The organism is Nostoc sp. ChiQUE01b, from assembly GCF_034531255.1.
Classification (GTDB): domain Bacteria; phylum Cyanobacteriota; class Cyanobacteriia; order Cyanobacteriales; family Nostocaceae; genus Nostoc.
In genome coordinates, this window is record NZ_JAVRBM010000038.1 from 36,904 (window position 1) to 56,222 (window position 19,319).

The following is a 19,319-nucleotide window of genomic DNA, read 5'->3' on the forward strand; positions in this document are numbered from 1 at the left end:
GTCTCTGAGCAAAATTACGGTAGTGTTTTAATGGATGGTTAAAGATTTGTTAAGAACTCCCCAGCCATCTATATAATCCCAGTGACTGACTACCAATTTGAGATTTTGAATTTTAGATTTTGGATTAGGGGCGTCGCTTCTAGTTCATATCTTGTTCTTACTGGGCAAAAAATCTAAAATAGCCATTCTTAAATTCCAAGCCGCATCCTTACTACGGTGCGATCGATCCAAAATCGTCAATTTCAAATCCAAGATTGATTCACCCCCCACCAGGAGTAAAGCTAGCATGATTTCTATTCATTCTGTCACTTCGGATGAATACCCCGACCAGACCAACAACCCAATCAATAGTCATGAAAATCAGCCTGACAAGCCAGAAGAAGCTTGTGGTGTTTTTGGCATCTACGCCCCAGGAGAAAACGTTGCTAAACTGACCTACTTTGGATTGTATGCCCTCCAGCATCGGGGTCAAGAATCAGCTGGTATTGCCACCTTTGAGGGTACACAAGTACATCTTTACAAAGACATGGGTTTGGTGTCTCAAGTTTTTAATGAATCTGTCTTGGATCAATTGCCTGGTAGTCTTGCTGTTGGTCACACTCGTTATTCCACCACAGGTTCTAGCCGCAAAGTTAATGCCCAACCCGCAATACTAAAAACCCGTTTAGGTTCATTAGCCCTAGCACATAATGGTAATTTAGTCAATACTGTGCAACTGCGTCAAGAGTTGCTTGAGAATAAATGTAACTTAGTCACAACAACAGACTCAGAAATGATCGCTTTTGCGATCGCAGAAGCCATAGATACAGGCGCTGATTGGCTAGAAGGTGGAATTCAGGCATTTCAACGTTGCCAAGGAGCCTTTAGTTTAGTTATTGGCACTCCCGTCGGCGTTATGGGTGTCCGTGACCCGAATGGAATCCGCCCCTTAGTAATCGGTACTTTGGCTGGTAATCCAGTCCGTTACGTTTTGGCTTCGGAGACTTGTGGTTTAGACATCATTGGAGCCGAATACCTGCGAGACGTAGAACCAGGTGAATTAGTTTGGATTACTGAAGAAGGTTTAGCTTCTTATCATTGGAGTAAACAGTCCGAGCGGAAATTGTGTATCTTTGAAATGATTTACTTTGCCCGCCCTGATAGCGTCATGCACAACGAGAGTTTGTACAGCTATCGAATGCGATTAGGACACCAGTTAGCTAAAGAATCTGTTGTAGATGCCGATATTGTTTTTGGTGTTCCTGATTCTGGTATACCTGCTGCTATTGGATTTTCCCAAGCGTCTGGTGTTCCTTACGGCGAAGGACTAATTAAAAATCGCTATGTTGGGCGAACCTTTATTCAGCCAACCCAAATGATGCGGGAATCGGGTCTGCGGATGAAACTCAACCCCCTCAAAGATGTACTGGCAGGGAAACGAGTAATTATTGTAGATGATTCGATTGTACGGGGTACTACCAGCCGTAAACTAGTCAAAACCTTACGTGACGCAGGTGCAGTAGAAGTACACATGCGAATTTCTTCTCCACCTGTAACTCATCCCTGCTTCTATGGCATCGATACCGATTCTCAGGATCAGCTAATTGCTGCTACCAAGTCAGTAACAGAAATTGCCAAGCAACTGGAAGTAGACAGCCTCGCCTATCTGAGTTGGCAGGGAATGCTAGAAGCGACACGAGAAGACACCAATAGTTTCTGTTCTGCCTGCTTCACCGGAGATTATCCCGTGGCGATTCCTGAGCAAGTGAAACGTTCTAAGCTGATCTTAGAAAAGGTAGTGGTATAAGGACTGGGGGGATTAGGCAGATGAGGAGGAAGAGTTAAAATCTTCCCCAGTACCCAGCGATGCACTGAGCTTGTCGAAGTGTCCCTAGTCCCCAGTTCAATTACGAATTGTTATTACTGGCTTCATTTGGGGATGACTCTGATTTTTCTGGCTTGAGTAAGGGAAAAGCGATCGCATCCCGAATACTGGCACAATCAGTTAATAACATCACTAACCGATCGATCCCAATCCCTAAACCACCTGTAGGTGGCATACCGTATTCCAAAGCAGTCAGAAAATCTTCATCTACACCTTGGGCTTCTAAGTCGCCAGCAGCTTTCCGCGCCGCTTGTGCTTCTAAGCGTTCTCTTTGATCGATGGGATCGGTAAGTTCTGAGAAGCTATTCCCAGTTTCTCGCCCGACTATAAATAATTCAAATCTTTCCACCAAACCAGCCACAGAACGGTGAGGTTTTGCTAGGGGCGAAATTTCTACAGGGTAATCAATTACAAAGGTAGGTTGAATTAAATTAGCTTCTACTTTCTCTTCAAAGGCTAAATTTAATAACTTTCCAATTGATTGGGCTTCATCTATACCAGGAATACCAGCATTTTTACTTGCTGTTTTTGCTTCTTCCAAATTTTGGAACGAATTAAAATCCAAGCCCGTAAATTCTTTAACTAAATCGTGCATTGTTACCCGCCGCCAAGGTGGTGTTAAATCTATCGGTTCCCCTTGATAGGTGATTTCCAATGTGCCGAGTACCTCTTGGGCAACAGTGGTAATAATTCCTTCTGTCAGCGCCATCATATCGTTGTAGTCGGCGTAGGCTTGGTAAATTTCAATTGTCGTAAATTCAGGATTGTGTCGAGTTGAAATTCCCTCATTGCGGAAAACCCGCCCCAATTCAAACACCTTTTCAAAACCACCCACAATCAGCCGTTTGAGATGAAGTTCTGTAGCAATTCGCAAATACAACTCCATTTCTAAAGTGTTGTGGTAGGTGATAAATGGACGTGCGTCTGCACCTCCAGTCTCACTTTGCAAAACTGGTGTTTCAATTTCCAGAAAATCCCGTTCTTCTAAATAACGGCGAATACCAGCAGTAATTTGAGCGCGACGGCGGAAAGTTTGCCGCACTTCTGGGTTAACAATCAAGTCAACGTAGCGCTGACGATAGCGCTTGGCAACATCCGTTAATCCATGCCACTTGTCGGGTAGGGGCAACAGGGATTTAGTGAGGATAGTATATTGTTTAACGTAGACAGATAACTCGCCCTTTTCAGTCCGTTTAATAGTACCTTTGGCTCCTAATATATCGCCTGCATCTGTAAGTTGCTTCAGGTGATTGAAGGCATCGGCATCAATATCTGCCATACCTTCTTGGATGCGATTTTTATCCAGATAAAGCTGAATTGTACCGGTTTCATCTTGCAAGGTAAAGAAAGCCAATTTACCGAAAACGCGACGCGCCATAATACGTCCGGCGATGGCAACTTCTAAATCAACTTCTTCACCACTGACTAAATCGGCAAACTTTTCTTGCAACTGTGCTGCATGATGGGTAGATTCCCAATGATAGGCATAAGGGTTAGTCCCTAGCTGCTTGAGTTGTTCTACTTTCTCCAGCCTCGCGGCTCGGATATCTTCTTCCGACATGGTAACGAACTTTCAGGGGGCAAGATTAATTATAGATGCTCCAATCAAGTGGGACGATTATCTGCAATCTTTACAAACGTCAGATTTGATGTCGCCATCAAATACTACCAAAAATTTGCCATCGGGTATTAAGCGTTGAATAACCCGCAAATATCCATCAGCATTTGATTCTGTTCGGTAATGAGCCACAACAACTCGTTGCATGTTGGCAAGCAAACGCACAACTAACCACCTATTGAGATCATCTCGATAGGGCATAATAAGATAAGTCTCCATTGAGTTTGGAGCAACAGCCAGTGCCGAACTTTCCACGGGACGCACTGGCTTTTTGCTTTAGTCAAATCTTATCAGAAAAAAGCAAAATTTACTAAAACCCCTATTATATCAAATTTTGTAGGATTTTGAAACAAAGGTGAAACAAAAATGTGCCAAACCTGTTTCAAAATAGATTCATTAAATGAACATGATGACTGGCTGACAGTTTGAGCATGGTTAAACGATTGCAGCAAAGCAGCTCAAGGTGCTTCAGTCATCAACTTTAGAATTAGGGAAAGGAAATCTGAAATTGAAAGAATGCTGGAGTATATAGCGAAAAAGCGGGGAATGACTCCTGACGAACTGTTCAAAAGCATTCTGGATGGAACTGCTGACAGCAGTGGTAATGAGCCAGGTAGTGAGGAATGAAGGTGTCGAAAGCAATATTGCTCAGTTAACGGGTAGCTGTCATGCTAAAGAGGGCAAGATTAATTTATAGATGTTACAAAAGTTAGCAGTGAAAGATACTTGTCCTTGAGGTGCGTGCGTAGGCGTAGCCCGCCGCAGGCATTGCAGGGCGTGTTTTCAAACTATAAATTTTCCTTAACTGTCCTTGCGTCTTTGTCAAGATTTTGAGATATTAAATTGAAAAATTAATTCAGATAAAATATTTATGACAACCGAGCAAGAGCTTCAATCTCTTTTTAATAAGTTAGATGGCGATCAAGATGGCAAAGTCTCCATTAACGATCTTTTTTTAAGTCCTGGCTTAAGTGCAATCATCTCATCAGAAACAAATACCACTAGTCCCCAGGAGTTACTAGTAGAGTATGATTCAGACAAAGACGGTAGTATTACCTTTGAAGAGTTAAAGGAAGCAGTTGAGAAAGCAAATAATTTAAACTAGCAGTCAAAAAATCAACGCCACACTCACTCCAAAATCCCTCTCTAGGCAACTATTGAGGGATTTGCCTTTATTTGCCCCTTAGTGACACTTTGCTATCCAACTAACGTAAATTGCCATATTGAGAAATACCTAGTCTGGCGGAAGTTTGCCTAACTTTAAGCAAGTTGCTCAAGTAACTTATCTGGTTAATTAACCTCCAAAACCAGGAATTAAACGCTTCAGGGCACGACTGGCAACATCGCCATAGCGCAGTTCTCCACACATAATCTTACCCATGATCTGGGGAGCCAAGGGATGCTTAACACCAACTTTGTAGCCAATGTTGGAAAACCGATAGAATGCTCCAGCTAATTTTTGTGCCCAAGCCATCTCAGTACCCAACTCTTCATTAATGGCTTCGCTATATTTTTCTAAAGCGTTAGTGTCACCAGAAAGTGCTTCATTAATGGTTGCGGCTGCGAGTAAACCACTAAAAATTGAGGGGCGAATGCCTTCTGCTGTCATGGGATCAACCACACAAGCAGCTTCCCCAGCTAAAACCGCATTTTGCGTGTGCAGCTTTTGATTACCATCCCAAATACATAGGGGATGACCATATTGTTTGCTGGTTTTGAGGTCTACATTCAACGATTTGGCGTACTCATCCAAAATCTTTTTGAAGTCCTGGGGTTGACGACCAATAAACGTCCCGACACCTATGGAATAACCATCAGCTTTGGGGAAGTTCCAGAGATAGCCGTTTTTGACCAAGCCAAACTCAAAATGAATTACGGGTTGATTTTCTATAATGCCAGGGATTTCTGCCTCTAAAGCCCCTGTGAGCAGACGTTTACGTTCTTTGAAACCTAGCCATTTTGCCATTGGGCCTTTAGCACCATCAGCCGCGATTAAATAGCGACCTGTAACTGGGCCATTGGCTGTGTTAACTTGCCAATAGTCACTTTGAAATTCAATACCAGTTACTTCCGTATTATCTCGTAGTTCAGCACCTTGCTTCTGTCCTTGCTGCACTAGAAAATGGTCAAAAATATCTCGTCGCACCATCCAGACTGGTTCTTTGGTGGCGATTTTTGCTTCCACGGGGTCGCCCAATTTCCAGGTAAAACGAAGGGAGTTGGCTTTTACAGAAATCGCTGGGCTAAAATCAAAGTCAAACCATTGAGCGATCGCTGGAGATACGCCACCGCCACAAGGTTTATATCTTGGCAGAGATTCTTTTTCCAACACTAATACTGAGCGACCTTGTTTGGCTAAATGATATGCAGCTGTTCCACCAGCTGGCCCAGCGCCGACGATAATGCAGTCGTACATAAGGCTGAATTTTTGCTCCTCAATTAGTTTATTTTCTAGTAAAAGGGACTGGGGATTAGGGATTGGGGATTGGGGACTGGGGATTGGGGAGGCTTAGAACTTAAAGCTTCAGGCTCAAAGGTGCAAGCTTCAGGTTCAAAGGTGCAAGCTTCAGGTTCAAAGGCTCAAGCTTCAGGCTCAAAAGCTCAAGCTTCAGGCTCAAAGGCTCAAAGGTTCAAATTCTCCAATCCCCAGTCCCCAGTCCCCAGTCCCTTGCTATACCTAAGAAATGATAAAGGCTGAAGAATTTATCCATTATCCTTCAGCCTTTATGCTTAAGACTTGAGACTTTAAACAGTCGTGATGTCTTTTTCTTTTTCTGCCAACAGTGCGTCTATTTTGGCGGTATACTCATTTGTCAGTTTTTGCAAGTTGTCTTGTTGGTCTTTTGATTCATCTTTGGAGATTTCAGAGGCTTTCTCCTGTTTGCGAATGGCGTCTATGGCATCGCGGCGAATGTTGCGAATAGCAACACGACCCTCTTCAGCATACTTGGATGCCATTTTGACGAATTCTTTACGGCGTTCGCTCGTTAAGGGGGGAATATTCAACCGAATTACAGAACCGTCGTTACTGGGTGTTAAACCCACATCTGAGAGGGAAATAGCCTTCTCAACGATGTTTAGGGTGTTGCGCTCGTAGGGTTGAATTAAGATCGTCGTAGCATCCGGCGTGCTAATATTTGCCAGTGATTTTAAGGGAGTAGGCGAACCGTAATAGTCTACCAATACCTTATCTAATAAACTCGCATTGGCGCGACCAGTGCGAATCGAGTTAAAAGCTCGTTGAGTTGCCTCAACGGTTTTTTGCATCGTACTTTCAGCTTCAGCTAATTTCACAAGAACCTCCTACAAGCGTGCCGATGGATTCTCCCAAGACTGCTCGGTGGATATTTCCTCGCACCGTTAGGTCAAATACCAGAATTGGGATATTATTTTCTTTACACAAGGCGATCGCAGTACTATCCATCACCCGCAAATCTTTGGCTAAAACGTGCGCGTAGGTTAAGCTATTGTAACGTTTAGCGTCAGGATAAATATGAGGATCGGCATCATATACCCCATCTACTTTGGTAGCTTTAAAAATCACCTCAGCATCGATTTCTGCTGCTCTTAATGCCGCAGTCGTATCTGTAGTAAAAAAGGGATTTCCAGAACCAGCACCAAAAATTACCACCCGCCCTTTTTCAAGATGACGGATGGCACGACGACGGATATACGGTTCCGCTAATTCTTGCATAGCGATCGCAGTTTGCACTCGCGTCTGTACTCCTATGCGTTCTAGCGAATCTTGCAGTGTCATGGCATTCATTACCGTGGCAATCATCCCGATATAGTCAGCGGTTGCCCTGTCCATCCCCGCCGACGCTGCTTTGACGCCACGAAAAATATTGCCGCCGCCAACAACTATGGCGATTTGAGTACCAGTGGCTATCACCTCTGCTAATTCTTGTGCTATTCCTTTGACCACTTCTGGATCAATGCCATAGCCCATGTTGCCCATTAAGGCTTCACCGCTCAGTTTGAGTAAAACCCGTCGGTAATTGGTTCCCATGAAGTTACGCTTTATCAAAAAAGTTGCAATTGCCTCCAATTTAAGATAACAGTTACAGGGACTATCTATGTCTAGTTACGCCAAATCAATGTAGTACCTACTGGTTCTGTTTGTGGTATGGCTATTTCTTTACCTTTAAACAGAGAAGCGATCGCAGTTCTCAAATAATCCTCTCTCACTGATAATGGCTCTTGGGGATGATTATCAATTTTACCTTTGTAACGGACTATACCGTTAGTATCTATGAGAAAAGCCGTTGGGGTTTTTGTTGCGCCGAAACTACCGGTCACATCTTGCGTTGAGTCCCACAGGTAGGGGAAGTTCAACTGGTGACATCGGGCAAAAGCTTTCATATTTTCAAAGCTTGATTTAGTGTCGTAGTCAACATTACTACCATTGAGTCCAATTAGTGTGAAGCCTTTTGGGGCAAATTCGGCTTGAATGTTTTTCAGCCTGCCTAAATACCGCTCTACATAAGGACAGTGGTTAGACATGGAAATAACGCCGACTGCTCGGAACTTCTCAAGATAACGCCTGAGATGGTGTACTTGACCATCAATTCCTGGCAATTCAAAATCTGGTGCGTAGCTCCCAACGGGAGTATCAATTGTTTCTAGTAGATTCATAATTTCTGGCTCGCAGAACTAGGAACAAGAAAAATATTGTTAAATTCAGCGTCAGTTTCCAGTTGCAAACCACCCCTTAGCCGATGCCTCATATTCGCCAATCTTATAGACCAAATTTGCGATCGTGAATTGTGAAACTACTGAATCTAGCACTGATGCTAATTCACTCACATCTAAAAAATAACCCAAATATTACTCATATTAGAAAAGTTATGATTTCTAATACTGACATAATCTCAGTTATGAGTAAGTTACCTTTATCAACAAGATGAAAACTCTCTATACTGGATAAAATTATCAGCTTAATGCTAGTATTATCAGCCTAGAAGCTTTTGTGGTATATGTATAGGCTATCACTAGAGCAAAGGGTGTATTTTGAAAATCTGATAAATTTTATGCAAATTAAAAACAATTTTACTTGTGCTTTGCTGCTGAAAAGCTTTTAGCATTCTTTACATTAAATTTACCATGACAACCTCAAGTTCAAAAACAGCACTTAACTCTACAAAAATCTGGATTTGGCAAGATTTTCCAATCTGCTATCAAACTCAAGGAACTACTGGCCCAGCTGTTATCTTGGTGCATGGATTTGGCGCTTCTTGGTGGCACTGGCGAAAAAATATTCCTATATTAGGAGAAAATTGCCGTGTTTATGCGATCGATTTGATTGGTTTTGGCGCTTCCGCAAAACCTCAACCTGGTGAAAAAATTACCTACACACTAGAAACCTGGGGACAGCAGGTAGCAGATTTTTGCCGTGAAGTAGTGGGTGAGCCAGCTTTTTTAGTCGGAAATTCCATTGGCTGTATTGTCGCCATGCAAGCAGCAGTAAGCAACCCAGATGTTGCCTTGGGAGTTGCTTTGCTCAACTGTTCTTTACGGCTGTTGCACGATCGCAAACGGGTAACTTTACCTTTATCTCGTCGTTATGGAGCGCCTTTGCTGCAACGGGTGCTATCTATTAAACCAGTGGGTGATTTCTTTTTCAATCAACTCGCCAAACCAAAAACTGTGCGGAAAATTCTGCTGCAAGCTTATGCCAATGCTGAGATGGTGACAGATGAGTTAGTAGATATTCTCACTTCACCAGCAAGCGATCCGGGGGCTGGGGCTGTGTTTCTTGCTTTTACTTCTTATTCTACAGGGCCATTACCTGAAGACCTTTTGCCACTGCTAGTGTGTCCAGCGATTATCTTGTGGGGAACGGCCGATCCGTGGGAACCAATTAAATTAGGGAGAGAATTAGCTAACTTTCCGCAAGTAGAAAAGTTTATTCCTTTAGAGGGAGTGGGGCATTGTCCGCAGGATGAAGCGCCGGAGTTAGTCAATTCGATTTTACTCGATTGGATTTTGGAGCGATCGCTGCTAATAGACTCGGCAAAATTAGAGGCATAATTTACCCACATTCGGCAGATATTAAAGCAGATTTAATAAATATGAAATTCGAGGAATAAAAGCCTGAAATCATTGCCAAGCAATAGTTTCAGGCTTTTATCAGATAAAATAATTGAGAATTTTATAAATTTTCTCCTCGCCTGCTAATTGCAAAGTTTAAACTACAGGACTAGATAGTTTGTAGGCAAAGCCTACTTAGTAGTAAGCTGTTACGCATTTAATTTGTATATTTAGTCGTGAGAGTTGTCATTGGTCATTGGTCATTAGTCATTTGTATTTCAAAGGACAGATGACCAATGACAAAGGACAGTCTGAATGCAAAAATGTACAATCTAGACGCGCATTAGCTTAGTAACAGCGTTTTCTGGAATATCGTCGGTCATGGTCGCGGTATCCCCAATACTCTATTATTCATTACGAATAGCTATGATAGATTTAGTCATGCCAAAAACTACTTCATGCTTGATAAAACAATCGACAAATAACTCTTGTAACATTTTTTTATCTAACAAACGATAATTTTCAAGTTTGGCGGTAGCTTCGTTAACTGTTTGAGAGCGTTTGTGATTTCCTAAATCAAAACGCATAATTAAACTAATTCTTACTGGCCTCGGTAGCCAATGGAAAAAAGGACACATAAAATGTGGCTCTATTGGAAACCAAAAATATGGTGTTTGTACATATGTATTTGGTGCTAGCCTTTTAACTTCTTTAGCAAAATTCATCATATTTTGCCAATTTCCAACATGCTCAATTACAGAATTAGAATGAACTATATGGAAAGAATTATCTGGAAAATTATTCAGGTTGCAAGCATCTCCATAAATAAATTTATAATGTTCTTCAGTTGCTGGTAAAATTTCTCCAGGTAAATTAACAATAGTTATGTGAACTTTATTTAGCTTCAATAATTCTTTGGGTAATATATTCCAGTAATTTTTTCTTCCACCAATATCAAGTATGTTAACTAATCCATGCTTTTTATAAGTTTCTTCAATTATCGAAACTAAAGTTGCGATTCGTTTGTTTCTAAACTTTGAACCGATGGATTTAGGATTATCATAATTACTTATTTTTTGGGCTATTTTATTAGATATACTCATAATTTTTTCCTTTTAGCGTTACAGAAGCAGAATAGAAATTAGCGGGAACACTATGTAATGTTGAAGAAGTGCGTTTAAAAGTTTTACACGTGTGCAAAATCTAGACTAAACCAATAATTTATCGACTATCGCTCTTTAAAAAAACAAGGCAGGAGGAAAGAGGATTTGACTTGTTTCTTCCATCCATAACGGAAGCGAGCGCGTCCGTAAACAGCTTTCATGACTCTCAGGAGATAAAAATTAAGAAATCCTCAGATTTTGGGAGATGCCTGAAATAGCGAATAAAATTCGATTCATCAATGCAATTAGTGTTAGAACTGCAATTGATAAATGTCAAATCTGAAAGACCCTAAGCTGAAATTTTAAGTAGATTAAAAAATTTGATAAATTGAATGACTAACCAGACTCCAGAGTATTGTCTCACGAGAGTTGAAAAAACGCGCTATCAATAGAGGTTAGATTAAAAATACTTATAGTAGAAAATATTTTATATTAGTTTGAATTATTAAAAGTTGTGAGTCCCAAGTTGTTCGCCTACCTGCTCGGCACAAAGTCAGGGCGGCCATATCATGTCAATAATAACAGTCTATTCTCAATAATTTCAAAAATAATCTCATTAGCCTTTACTTATTGCTAAAGGTTTAAGCATCACCGATAGCCTACCCTACAGAAAAGCAAGCTACGCATAGCGTCTCGTAGAAAAGGCAGTCCCTTGGGTGTTTTATAGAGAAGAAATAAGAGTTGCAGAGAGTTTTTGCGTAAGTCCTGAACAATTAGGAATGGCGCTCAAGAAGATTATTAACTAAGAACTAAGTTACTTAAAAAGAAGGCAAGGGCTGCACTACCCAAAGGAACTGTCAAATTGTCAATACCCAAAAATGAAACAGCCTCTAAAGCCGTAGCTATAACTGCTACTAACAGTGATACTGCCCAAGTTTGCCAACTGTTTCCTTGAGTTCCAACTAAAATCAAACTGCTGACAACATAGCTAACAAGCATCATAGTTAGGGAGCCTTCCCAACTTTTGTCTGTGCCAAAAACTTTATACTTGTGTGTACCAAAACGTTGTCCAATCAAGGCTGCTAATCCATCTCCCCAAGTCATTACCAAAATCCCTAGTGCTGCGTACTGGGGTTGTTGCAAGTACCAAAACCAAGCAACTAAAATACCGAAACTGACAGAGTAAAAAAATGTCCCTAAACTTTGCCGTCCAACGCTATTAATACCAGGAAGAATGGGCAATCGGTAGGATAATAAGGTGATTGCACTCGCTAAAATAGAAGCTGTAATCCCTACACTGGCGGGAATATGGAGCCACCAGGCGATTAGAATCACATTACCAGTGCCAATATGAACTATCTTCCGCACGATTTCTGGGTTGGCGGTGAAGCGGTTTACTACCCATGCAATCAGGAGGATGAGTAACACCCAGATTGCAGCCAACGCAATTTGCAGCCAGAAAACCGGAATTGAGGTGAATTCAGAAAATGTAATTAACAAAGATGCGACAAAATGAAAATTTTTACCCCTGTTACTAATTTATAAGATTTGGGTAGCTGCAATGAAATTATTATTGATTTGGCTGATTCGGGGCTACCGAATGTTTATCTCGCCGTTGTTTCTGCCGACTTGTCGCTTTCAACCAACTTGTTCGATGTATGCTATTGAAGCTATTGAACGATTTGGAGTGTTGCGTGGTAGCTGGATGGCAACTCGGCGGATTTTGCGCTGTCATCCGTTTCATCCAGGTGGTTACGATCCAGTGCCAGAGGTGGTAGAAAAGGTAAAGGAGCAGTAGTTTAGTAGAGCTTTGCGTATGGTGTTGAATTGAGGGGTGGAATTTAAACGCAGAGGGGAGGCAGCGCGGTGAGGCAGTGCGTTGGGCGGGTTCCCCGACTTGAAGCAACTGCCGAACCCGTAAGGGTCTTGGGGGTTTCCCCCATGAGCGACTGCCGTCGCGCAGAGGGAAGCGCAGAGGAACGCAAAGTTTGTTTTAGTCCATTCGCTACGAATTAGATTCTGCGTACCTTTGCGTTTAGTTTGGTACCTGGAGCATTTAAAACGGTAAATTATTAAAGGAAGTGTTCGTGCGTATAGCCATTTGGGGAGATGTCAACAGCTGAGGTTGTCATCTACTTTAAGTAAGGTTGAATAATTTAACTTAGACTTACCATGATTAATCCTACTGCGATTTCTATACCCGAACCACAAATTCCTACTCCTGGCCCGAGTCCGCTACCGAGTCCCAATCCTGAACCGAATCCGTTACCGAGTCCTGAACCTGTACCGGGGCCAGCGATACCCCAACCTTTACCGGGGCCTGTACCAGAACCAGTACCTGCTCCGATTCCTCAAACAGTTCCAGCACCAATTCCCCAAACCATACCGGAACCTGTTTAGTTACCTTGGTAATGTAATCCAAAATCCCAAATCTAAAATCCAAAATGCTAAGAGCCGGAATTGTCGGACTTCCCAACGTCGGAAAATCTACTTTATTTAATGCTGTAGTTGCTAATGCCAAAGCAGAAGCAGCTAACTTCCCTTTTTGCACGATTGAACCGAATGTCGGCGTTGTCGCAGTACCGGATGAACGGTTAAATGTTCTTGCTAAGATTGCCAGTTCGGCACAAATCATCCCGGCGCGGGTGGAATTTGTGGATATTGCCGGTTTAGTTAAAGGTGCAAGTCAGGGTGAGGGACTAGGGAATCAATTCCTGTCCCACATCCGGGAAGTTGATGCGATCGTCCATGTGGTACGTTGTTTTGAAAATGACGATATTATCCACGTTGCGGGTTCTGTTGACCCAGCGCGAGATATTGAAATCATTAATATAGAACTGGGTTTATCAGATTTATCACAAATTGAGCGGCGAATTGACCGCACTCGCAAACAAGCTCGTACTAGCAAAGATGCACAATTTGAAATCACAGTTTTAGAAAAATTAGCTGCGGCTTTAAATGAAGGGAAATCGGTGCGTCAGGTGGGCTTGAATGAAGAAGAAACAGTAATTATTAAAGGACTGGATTTGCTCACTTATAAGCCGATTATCTACGCTGCGAATGTATCTGAAGATGAGTTGGCAACTGGTAATCATTTTGTAGAAACAGTGCGGCAAATTGCAGCAACTGAAAATGCCCAAGTTGTGATAGTTTCGGCTCAAGTGGAAGCTGAATTAGTGGAATTACCAGATGAAGATAAAGCGGATTTCCTTGCATCTTTAGGTGTGGAAGAAGGCGGTTTGAAATCATTGATTCGTGCAACCTACACCCTTTTAGGCTTGCGAACATATTTTACTTCGGGCCCCAAAGAAACCCGCGCTTGGACAATTAATACGGGAATGTCTGCACCTCAAGCTGCTGGTGTAATTCACAGTGATTTTGAAAGGGGATTTATTCGCGCTGAAACTGTTGCTTATAAAGATTTGGTAACAACCGGTTCGATGAATGCTGCGAAGGAAAAAGGGTTGGTTCGCAGTGAAGGGAAAGAGTATGTTGTGCAGGAAGGGGATGTAATGTTGTTCCGATTTAATGTGTAGCGGTAATTAATGAGTGGCCATTATCGATAAAATAATGGTCAATCTACACCAAGTTGCGATCGCTCTAAATAAATTGACAAAGTATTCGATATATGCATATTAATGTTTAAGGAAACTGGTTGGCGATCGCAAATAAACAAGCTTTACCCAAAATATAGTTGCAACCCCTAATTAGGTCAAATAAAACGAGAGGCGCTCTCCAAAAGGGGAGCGCTTTTTAGTGTCATTAGTCAGTTGTTAGTTTTTATAAGTGGTATAGGTTGATAATTGTTGTTAAAAACGAACAATAACTTTACCACAATTTTGACCACTATATAAGTATTCCAGAGCGTCAACTATAGACTCTATTCCTTTGAATTCTGTTGAATCAACAGCAGGTTTAATTTTACCTGTCGATAATAATTCCATCAGTCGAGACTGTTTCTCTTGTAAATATTCTGAATAGTCAAGCAAGAGAAAGCCGCGTAGTGAGGCTGATTTCCATAGTAATTTGTTGTATATTCTCGGACGGTTTACCAACTCTAGTTCTGATGATAAATATTCAGAAATATATCCGACGATAACTAATCTACTGCGCTGTGCCAGGTGATCAACACATATATCAAACAACTCACTCCCAACGCATTCATAAACTAAGTCAATGCCTTGGGGATATTCTTTTTTGAGAACTTCATCAAGATTTTCTTGAGAGTAATTAATCGCTCGATGACAGCCAAGCTGCTTGAGAAATTCAACTTTTGCTTGCGATCGGCATATTCCAATCACGTGAGCACCTGCAAGCAAGGCGAGTTGGACAGCATAACTACCCGTACCACCCGCTGCGGCTGTTACTAATACCACATCACTGCTTTTGATTTCTCCAACAACTTCTAAACCAATTGCAGCAGTCATACCGCTAGCCACAACAGTCAGTATTTCTGGAGTCGCTTCTTTAATCGGAATAACTTGAGTAGCATCAATTGAAAAATACTCGCGGTATCCACCTCCTATTCGAAAAGTAATAACATGATCACCTATGTTCAGATGCTGTACATTCTTACCAAGAGCAACGACAACAGATGCAGCTTCAACTCCTATATCGAATGGTGGTGTATTTACAAAATACACCCCAGCAGCAATATTGACATCCGAAGCATTCACTCCAGCAAACAAATTACGCACGACAATCTCATTGGGAGCAGGTATAGGAAAATCAACTTCAACAATATCGACAGCGCTTCTAAAATCTCGGCTTAACTGTTTGACAACTAGTTTTTTATAAGTCTTGGGGTTCATCATTATTTCCAAATAATTGGTATCAGTTTAAATCTCACTTACCAGCTGCTACTCCTAAATCTTAATCCTGCTCTGTACCTTTTCCACCCACAATGTACACATAAGAACCCAAATTCTCGTCGTCTGTACCAACTACTACACCGCCTTCTGCACCGGGAACAAGTTCCATAGCTTCAATTTTGTGGTAATTAGAGCGGTAAAGCGGAACAAGTTGAGAATTTTGCCGCCATACAATTTTGTTGCTACGCAATTCCAAGTAACCAGCAACATACACTGCTGACTGAAATGGGCCATCATCTCCGGCATCACTTGCTGAGGTGATGTACACAATTCCTACGGGGTCTACCTTAATATCTGAAATATGGCGAACATTGCCAGATGGAAACGGTACTTTTAGATTGGCAGAACCTGCGAGGGTAATTTGATATTTAGCTAAGTCAAATATTCCCCAAAAAATAGTTGCTGGTTGTTCTCCTTCACCCCGATGTCCCCAAATAGCAACTAATTTACCATCTATATTTTGTAATCCAAATGCTTCAAAATTATTTCCTTGAATAATTCCTGGGAGATTGAATTCCTTGATAATAGAGATGGTCTTATTAGCAGGCTCTAATCTGATGTAATAAGCTTTTCCAGAACTAGTTAAAGCAATAAATGAAAATTTTGTTTTTTCTGGAACAGATGTTAAAGCTTCTAAATCGATGGGTAATTCTATGTTACTCGGCCAGTTCAATGGAAAATATTCAGGTTGGTTCTTACGCTTAATCTTAATAATTGCTAAACGACCTTGGTTTTTTTGTTTGTTGTCATGGACAATCAGAAAATCGAGCGTATTCCTTTGTTGCTCTATCAAAGCTATACCACTGATACCGAAAGGGATGCCACTGCGAACCGGACGCCAATCTTGCGCCCAAACTTGCTGGGATATGAGTAACAATGCACCTAAGACTACTATATTGATGATTAACTTAAGAAACCGAGACATATTGATTTAGTCAAGCTGTCAAACAATTTTGGATTTTGGATTTTGGATGCAAGGATTTTAGATTAACTCCATGCACGCCACTTGACGGCAGTTGCTCCACTTGGGGAGACCCCAGACGCTCGATGACTCGCTTGCCGCCGGCGCTATCGCCCTTGGCGTCTCCCCTTGGGAGAAGACCGCACTGCCTCCTCTACTTGGGGAGACCCCTTCTCTACGAGACGCTCCGCGTTCGCAAGTGCGTCTCGTAGAGAAGGCGCTAGCCTCTCCCTTTGGGAGAAGACCGCAGTGGCTCATGAATGCTCTTTCTTCAATTAAAAATTTTCGATTTTGGATGAGAGGATTTATTCTCGCGTTTAAATTCGGGAGCCACTGCGTTGGACGGGTTCTCCGGCTTGTACCCCTTCGGGGAAGCAAGTGGCGTGGGCTTCTGACCAGTTTAGATTTTAAATGAGAGAATCTTCAATTCCATTTTTTAAAATCTAAAATCTAAAATTCGGTGAGTATCGGTAAAAGGAGTGTGTTAACAGATGCTCAATCATATCAAATCCAAGCAATTTGCACCCAGATCAATAAAGCAGCTTTTTGTACTCATAGCTAACAGGATAATTACGTAATTACTTGACTCACGATAGTACTTTCTGTAAAGAAAGCAATAATTCGTTGACAGTATAGGGCTTCGACAAAAATGTATTGACACCAATAGCTGCTACTGCACTGAGCCTATTGTCAGACATAAGTCCACTGCTGGCAATAATTTTGACTTGGGGGTTGATTTTTTGCAAGGTACGCATGGCTGTTAAACCATCCAGTGAGGGCAGCATAATATCCATGAGGACGGCACTAATTTTGTCTCTATTTTGAGCGTATAATGCGATCGCCTCAATGCCATCATTGGCAACTAAGATTTTGTAGTTGTGAGCTTCTAATGAAGTTATCGTAATCTCTTGAATGGCGGCTTCATCATCCACAACCAAAATCAATTCTCCATGTCCTGTCTGTGGTGGCAAATTTTCAGGGCTAATTGTTTCCATTCCCTCTACGGCTGGTAAGTAAACCTGAAAGCTAGTGCCACTTTCCAGTTCACTATAGACGTTCACAAAACCTCCGTGACTTTTAATGATCCCTAGTACTGTGGAAAGTCCTAAACCAGTGCCTTGTCCAACATCTTTTGTAGTAAAGAATGGCTCGAAAATTCTATCTAGCATTTCTTTCGGAATCCCAACTCCAGTATCGGAGACAGTAATTACTATGTAAGGCCCCTCTTTGGCTTCTAGGTTCATGCGGGCATAATTTGCGTCAATCAACATATTTTCGGCAGAGATACTCAAAGTACCGCCATTAGCCATAGCATCGCGGGCGTTAACGCAGAGGTTCATCAGCACTTGATGCAGTTGGGTACTATCTCCAGAAACCATCCATAAATCTTGCGGTACATCAGTGCTAATTTCTATCGATTTGGGAAATGTCTCTTTAAGAACCTTGGCAATTTCCACAATTATATGTTTGAGTTGCAAAGTGATGTGCTTCCCTTCTACACCCCGCGCAAAGGACAGCACCTGTTTGACTAAATCAGCACCGCGTCTAGCGTTAATTTCTAAAATTTCTAGTAGATGACGAGTCCGCTCATCTGCATTGGGAAATTTCAGCGGTAGCAGTTGCGCTCCTGCCAAAATCGGTGTCAGGATGTTGTTGAGGTCGTGAGCAATACCACTAGCTAAAGTGCCAATGCTTTCCAGGCGTTGAGCGCGAAATAATTGGGCTTCTAGGTGTTTTTTCTCAGTAATATCTGTGTCAACAGTGAGAATTGATTTGGGTTTTCCTTGTTCATCGCATACCAGACTCCAGCGACTAGCCACAAGAACTTCTTTGTTCGTTTTAGTAAGTTTTGTTAACTCACCCTGCCATTTCCCTTGACTAAGGGCTTGCAATAGAGCCGCTTCAATTTCCGGTGAAGGTTCGTCATACAAAAGCTCGCTGGCATTTTTGCCCCAAGCCTCTGTAGCTTGCCAGCCGTAAAGTGTTTCTGCACCTTTGTTCCAGAAGATAATTTGATTGTTTAAATCTCGGACGCAAATGGCATCTGTGGTGACATCTAGTAATGCTGCTTGTTCACGAATTTTTTCTTCTGCCAATTTGCGATCGCGTAGCGCAGCTTGTCGTTCGCTAATATCTATACTGGCGCATGTCACCCCGACAATTTCTTGGGTTTCATTCCGTAGTGGCTCGACAGTTAAATCGTAATATCGTGTTGTATCTTTGATGGTAATTGATACTTCCTCTCGCGTTCCGATACCTGTAGTCAGCACCCCACGTTTAATTGTAATCAGATGTTGAGCATCTTCTACTGGGATGATATCTAAGTCTTGTTTGCCCAATATTTCCTCAACTGTCAATCCATAGGAGGGATTGTAAACCCAGGTGTACCGTAAATCCCTATCCTGGTTGTAGACAAAGATTGGAGAGTTTTTCAGGGCAACTCGAAATCGCTCCTCACTCTGCCGCAGTGCGTTGTCTGCCCGTTGACGTTCGATGGCATAACGCATAGAACGCACTAGCAAGTCGCCAGTTACTTGCCCCTTCACTAAATAATCCTGCGCTCCTTCTTGCATTGCCCTAATTGCCAGGGTTTCATCGTCTATACCCGTCAGCACAATAATTGGAGTTGCTTGTGCCTGATTGTGAGCAATGACAAAGGTTTGTAATCCCTGGCTATCTGAGAGCGAGAGGTCTAATAAAATAACATCAAAAGTTTCGTTTGTTAGGTAGTTGAGTGCTTCCAAAAGCCGCTCAACTGGCATCAATTCAACTACAACTGTGGTAACTTCTTTGAATAACTCTTGTAACAATAAGACATCACCAGGGTTGTCTTCTACTAACAAGACTTTAATAATATTTTCACCTGCCATTT

At 42.0% G+C, this 19,319-nt stretch carries 18 protein-coding genes; 6 read left to right on the forward strand and 12 right to left on the reverse strand.

Features of this window, described 5'->3' with window-relative positions; all coding sequences use genetic code 11:
• Nucleotides 1-144 precede the first annotated feature (144 nt).
• Nucleotides 145-288: a hypothetical protein gene (locus tag RMY63_RS23210; RefSeq protein WP_322730968.1), complete on the reverse strand. Its 144-nt coding sequence runs from the start codon at nucleotides 286-288 to the stop codon at nucleotides 145-147.
• Here RMY63_RS23210 and purF point away from each other — a divergent pair.
• A complete protein-coding gene (gene purF / locus RMY63_RS23215; protein ID WP_322730969.1) occupies nucleotides 287-1,786 on the forward strand; it encodes an amidophosphoribosyltransferase in 1,500 nt (499 codons plus the stop codon). The genes RMY63_RS23210 and purF overlap by 2 nt on opposite strands.
• Nucleotides 1,787-1,886: 100 nt before the next feature.
• On the opposite strand, the gene lysS is transcribed toward purF, so the two are convergent.
• Complete coding sequence (gene lysS, locus RMY63_RS23220) at nucleotides 1,887-3,425, reverse strand: lysine--tRNA ligase (RefSeq protein WP_322730970.1); 1,539 nt, start codon at nucleotides 3,423-3,425, stop codon at nucleotides 1,887-1,889.
• 57 nt (nucleotides 3,426-3,482) lie between these two features.
• Nucleotides 3,483-3,746: a hypothetical protein gene (locus RMY63_RS23225; RefSeq protein ID WP_322730971.1), complete on the reverse strand. Its 264-nt coding sequence runs from the start codon at nucleotides 3,744-3,746 to the stop codon at nucleotides 3,483-3,485.
• A 607-nt stretch (nucleotides 3,747-4,353) separates the two neighbouring features.
• Here RMY63_RS23225 and RMY63_RS23230 point away from each other — a divergent pair.
• Entirely contained in the window at nucleotides 4,354-4,587 is a 234-nt protein-coding gene (locus RMY63_RS23230) for an EF-hand domain-containing protein (protein ID WP_322730972.1), read from the forward strand.
• Between the two features lie 189 nt (nucleotides 4,588-4,776).
• On the opposite strand, the gene RMY63_RS23235 is transcribed toward RMY63_RS23230, so the two are convergent.
• The 4 genes from RMY63_RS23235 to RMY63_RS23250 form a co-directional block, all read right to left on the reverse strand.
• On the reverse strand, nucleotides 4,777-5,898 hold the full coding sequence (locus RMY63_RS23235) for a geranylgeranyl reductase family protein (RefSeq protein WP_322730973.1): 1,122 nt from the start codon (nucleotides 5,896-5,898) through the stop codon (nucleotides 4,777-4,779).
• Nucleotides 5,899-6,227: 329 nt separating this feature from the next.
• Nucleotides 6,228-6,776 (reverse strand): ribosome recycling factor, encoded by a 549-nt coding sequence (gene frr, locus RMY63_RS23240; RefSeq protein WP_322730974.1) that lies wholly within the window; start codon nucleotides 6,774-6,776, stop codon nucleotides 6,228-6,230.
• Entirely contained in the window at nucleotides 6,763-7,491 is a 729-nt protein-coding gene (pyrH, locus tag RMY63_RS23245) for a UMP kinase (RefSeq protein ID WP_069074277.1), read from the reverse strand. Before pyrH ends, frr begins: the two co-directional genes overlap by 14 nt.
• Before the next feature lie 71 nt (nucleotides 7,492-7,562).
• On the reverse strand, nucleotides 7,563-8,117 hold the full coding sequence (locus tag RMY63_RS23250; RefSeq protein WP_322730975.1) for a thioredoxin family protein: 555 nt from the start codon (nucleotides 8,115-8,117) through the stop codon (nucleotides 7,563-7,565).
• Nucleotides 8,118-8,585: 468 nt separating this feature from the next.
• Here RMY63_RS23250 and RMY63_RS23255 point away from each other — a divergent pair, with 468 nt between their 5' ends.
• Nucleotides 8,586-9,512, forward strand: coding sequence for an alpha/beta fold hydrolase (locus tag RMY63_RS23255; protein WP_322730976.1), 927 nt, complete (start codon nucleotides 8,586-8,588; stop codon nucleotides 9,510-9,512).
• 407 nt (nucleotides 9,513-9,919) lie between these two features.
• Here the strand turns inward: RMY63_RS23255 and RMY63_RS23260 are convergent, their stop codons facing one another.
• On the reverse strand, nucleotides 9,920-10,615 hold the full coding sequence (locus RMY63_RS23260) for a class I SAM-dependent methyltransferase (protein ID WP_322730977.1): 696 nt from the start codon (nucleotides 10,613-10,615) through the stop codon (nucleotides 9,920-9,922).
• 798 nt (nucleotides 10,616-11,413) lie between these two features.
• On the reverse strand, nucleotides 11,414-12,115 hold the full coding sequence (locus tag RMY63_RS23265) for an SEC59/DGK1/VTE5 family protein (RefSeq protein ID WP_322730978.1): 702 nt from the start codon (nucleotides 12,113-12,115) through the stop codon (nucleotides 11,414-11,416).
• 61 nt (nucleotides 12,116-12,176) lie between these two features.
• Between RMY63_RS23265 and yidD the strand changes: the two genes are divergently transcribed.
• The 3 genes from yidD to ychF all read left to right on the forward strand — a co-directional run bounded on the left by yidD (nucleotide 12,177) and on the right by ychF (nucleotide 14,151).
• Nucleotides 12,177-12,413, forward strand: a complete 237-nt coding sequence (yidD, locus tag RMY63_RS23270) for a membrane protein insertion efficiency factor YidD (protein ID WP_292779533.1) — start codon at nucleotides 12,177-12,179, stop codon at nucleotides 12,411-12,413.
• A 374-nt stretch (nucleotides 12,414-12,787) separates the two neighbouring features.
• Nucleotides 12,788-13,015, forward strand: a complete 228-nt coding sequence (locus tag RMY63_RS23275) for a hypothetical protein (RefSeq protein WP_298904917.1) — start codon at nucleotides 12,788-12,790, stop codon at nucleotides 13,013-13,015.
• Nucleotides 13,016-13,059: 44 nt separating this feature from the next.
• Nucleotides 13,060-14,151, forward strand: coding sequence for a redox-regulated ATPase YchF (ychF, locus tag RMY63_RS23280; protein WP_322730979.1), 1,092 nt, complete (start codon nucleotides 13,060-13,062; stop codon nucleotides 14,149-14,151).
• Between the two features lie 273 nt (nucleotides 14,152-14,424).
• Here ychF and RMY63_RS23285 read toward each other — a convergent pair whose 3' ends face one another.
• From RMY63_RS23285 to RMY63_RS23295, 3 genes are all read right to left on the reverse strand, one after another.
• The gene (locus RMY63_RS23285) at nucleotides 14,425-15,429 is read right to left on the reverse strand and encodes a zinc-binding dehydrogenase (RefSeq protein WP_322730980.1); all 1,005 of its coding nucleotides are present in this window, start codon (nucleotides 15,427-15,429) and stop codon (nucleotides 14,425-14,427) included.
• Nucleotides 15,430-15,487: 58 nt separating this feature from the next.
• Nucleotides 15,488-16,411, reverse strand: a complete 924-nt coding sequence (locus RMY63_RS23290; RefSeq protein WP_322730981.1) for a hypothetical protein — start codon at nucleotides 16,409-16,411, stop codon at nucleotides 15,488-15,490.
• Between the two features lie 623 nt (nucleotides 16,412-17,034).
• Nucleotides 17,035-19,317, reverse strand: coding sequence for a response regulator (locus RMY63_RS23295; RefSeq protein WP_322731000.1), 2,283 nt, complete (start codon nucleotides 19,315-19,317; stop codon nucleotides 17,035-17,037).
• Between the last annotated feature and the right edge of the window lie 2 nt (nucleotides 19,318-19,319).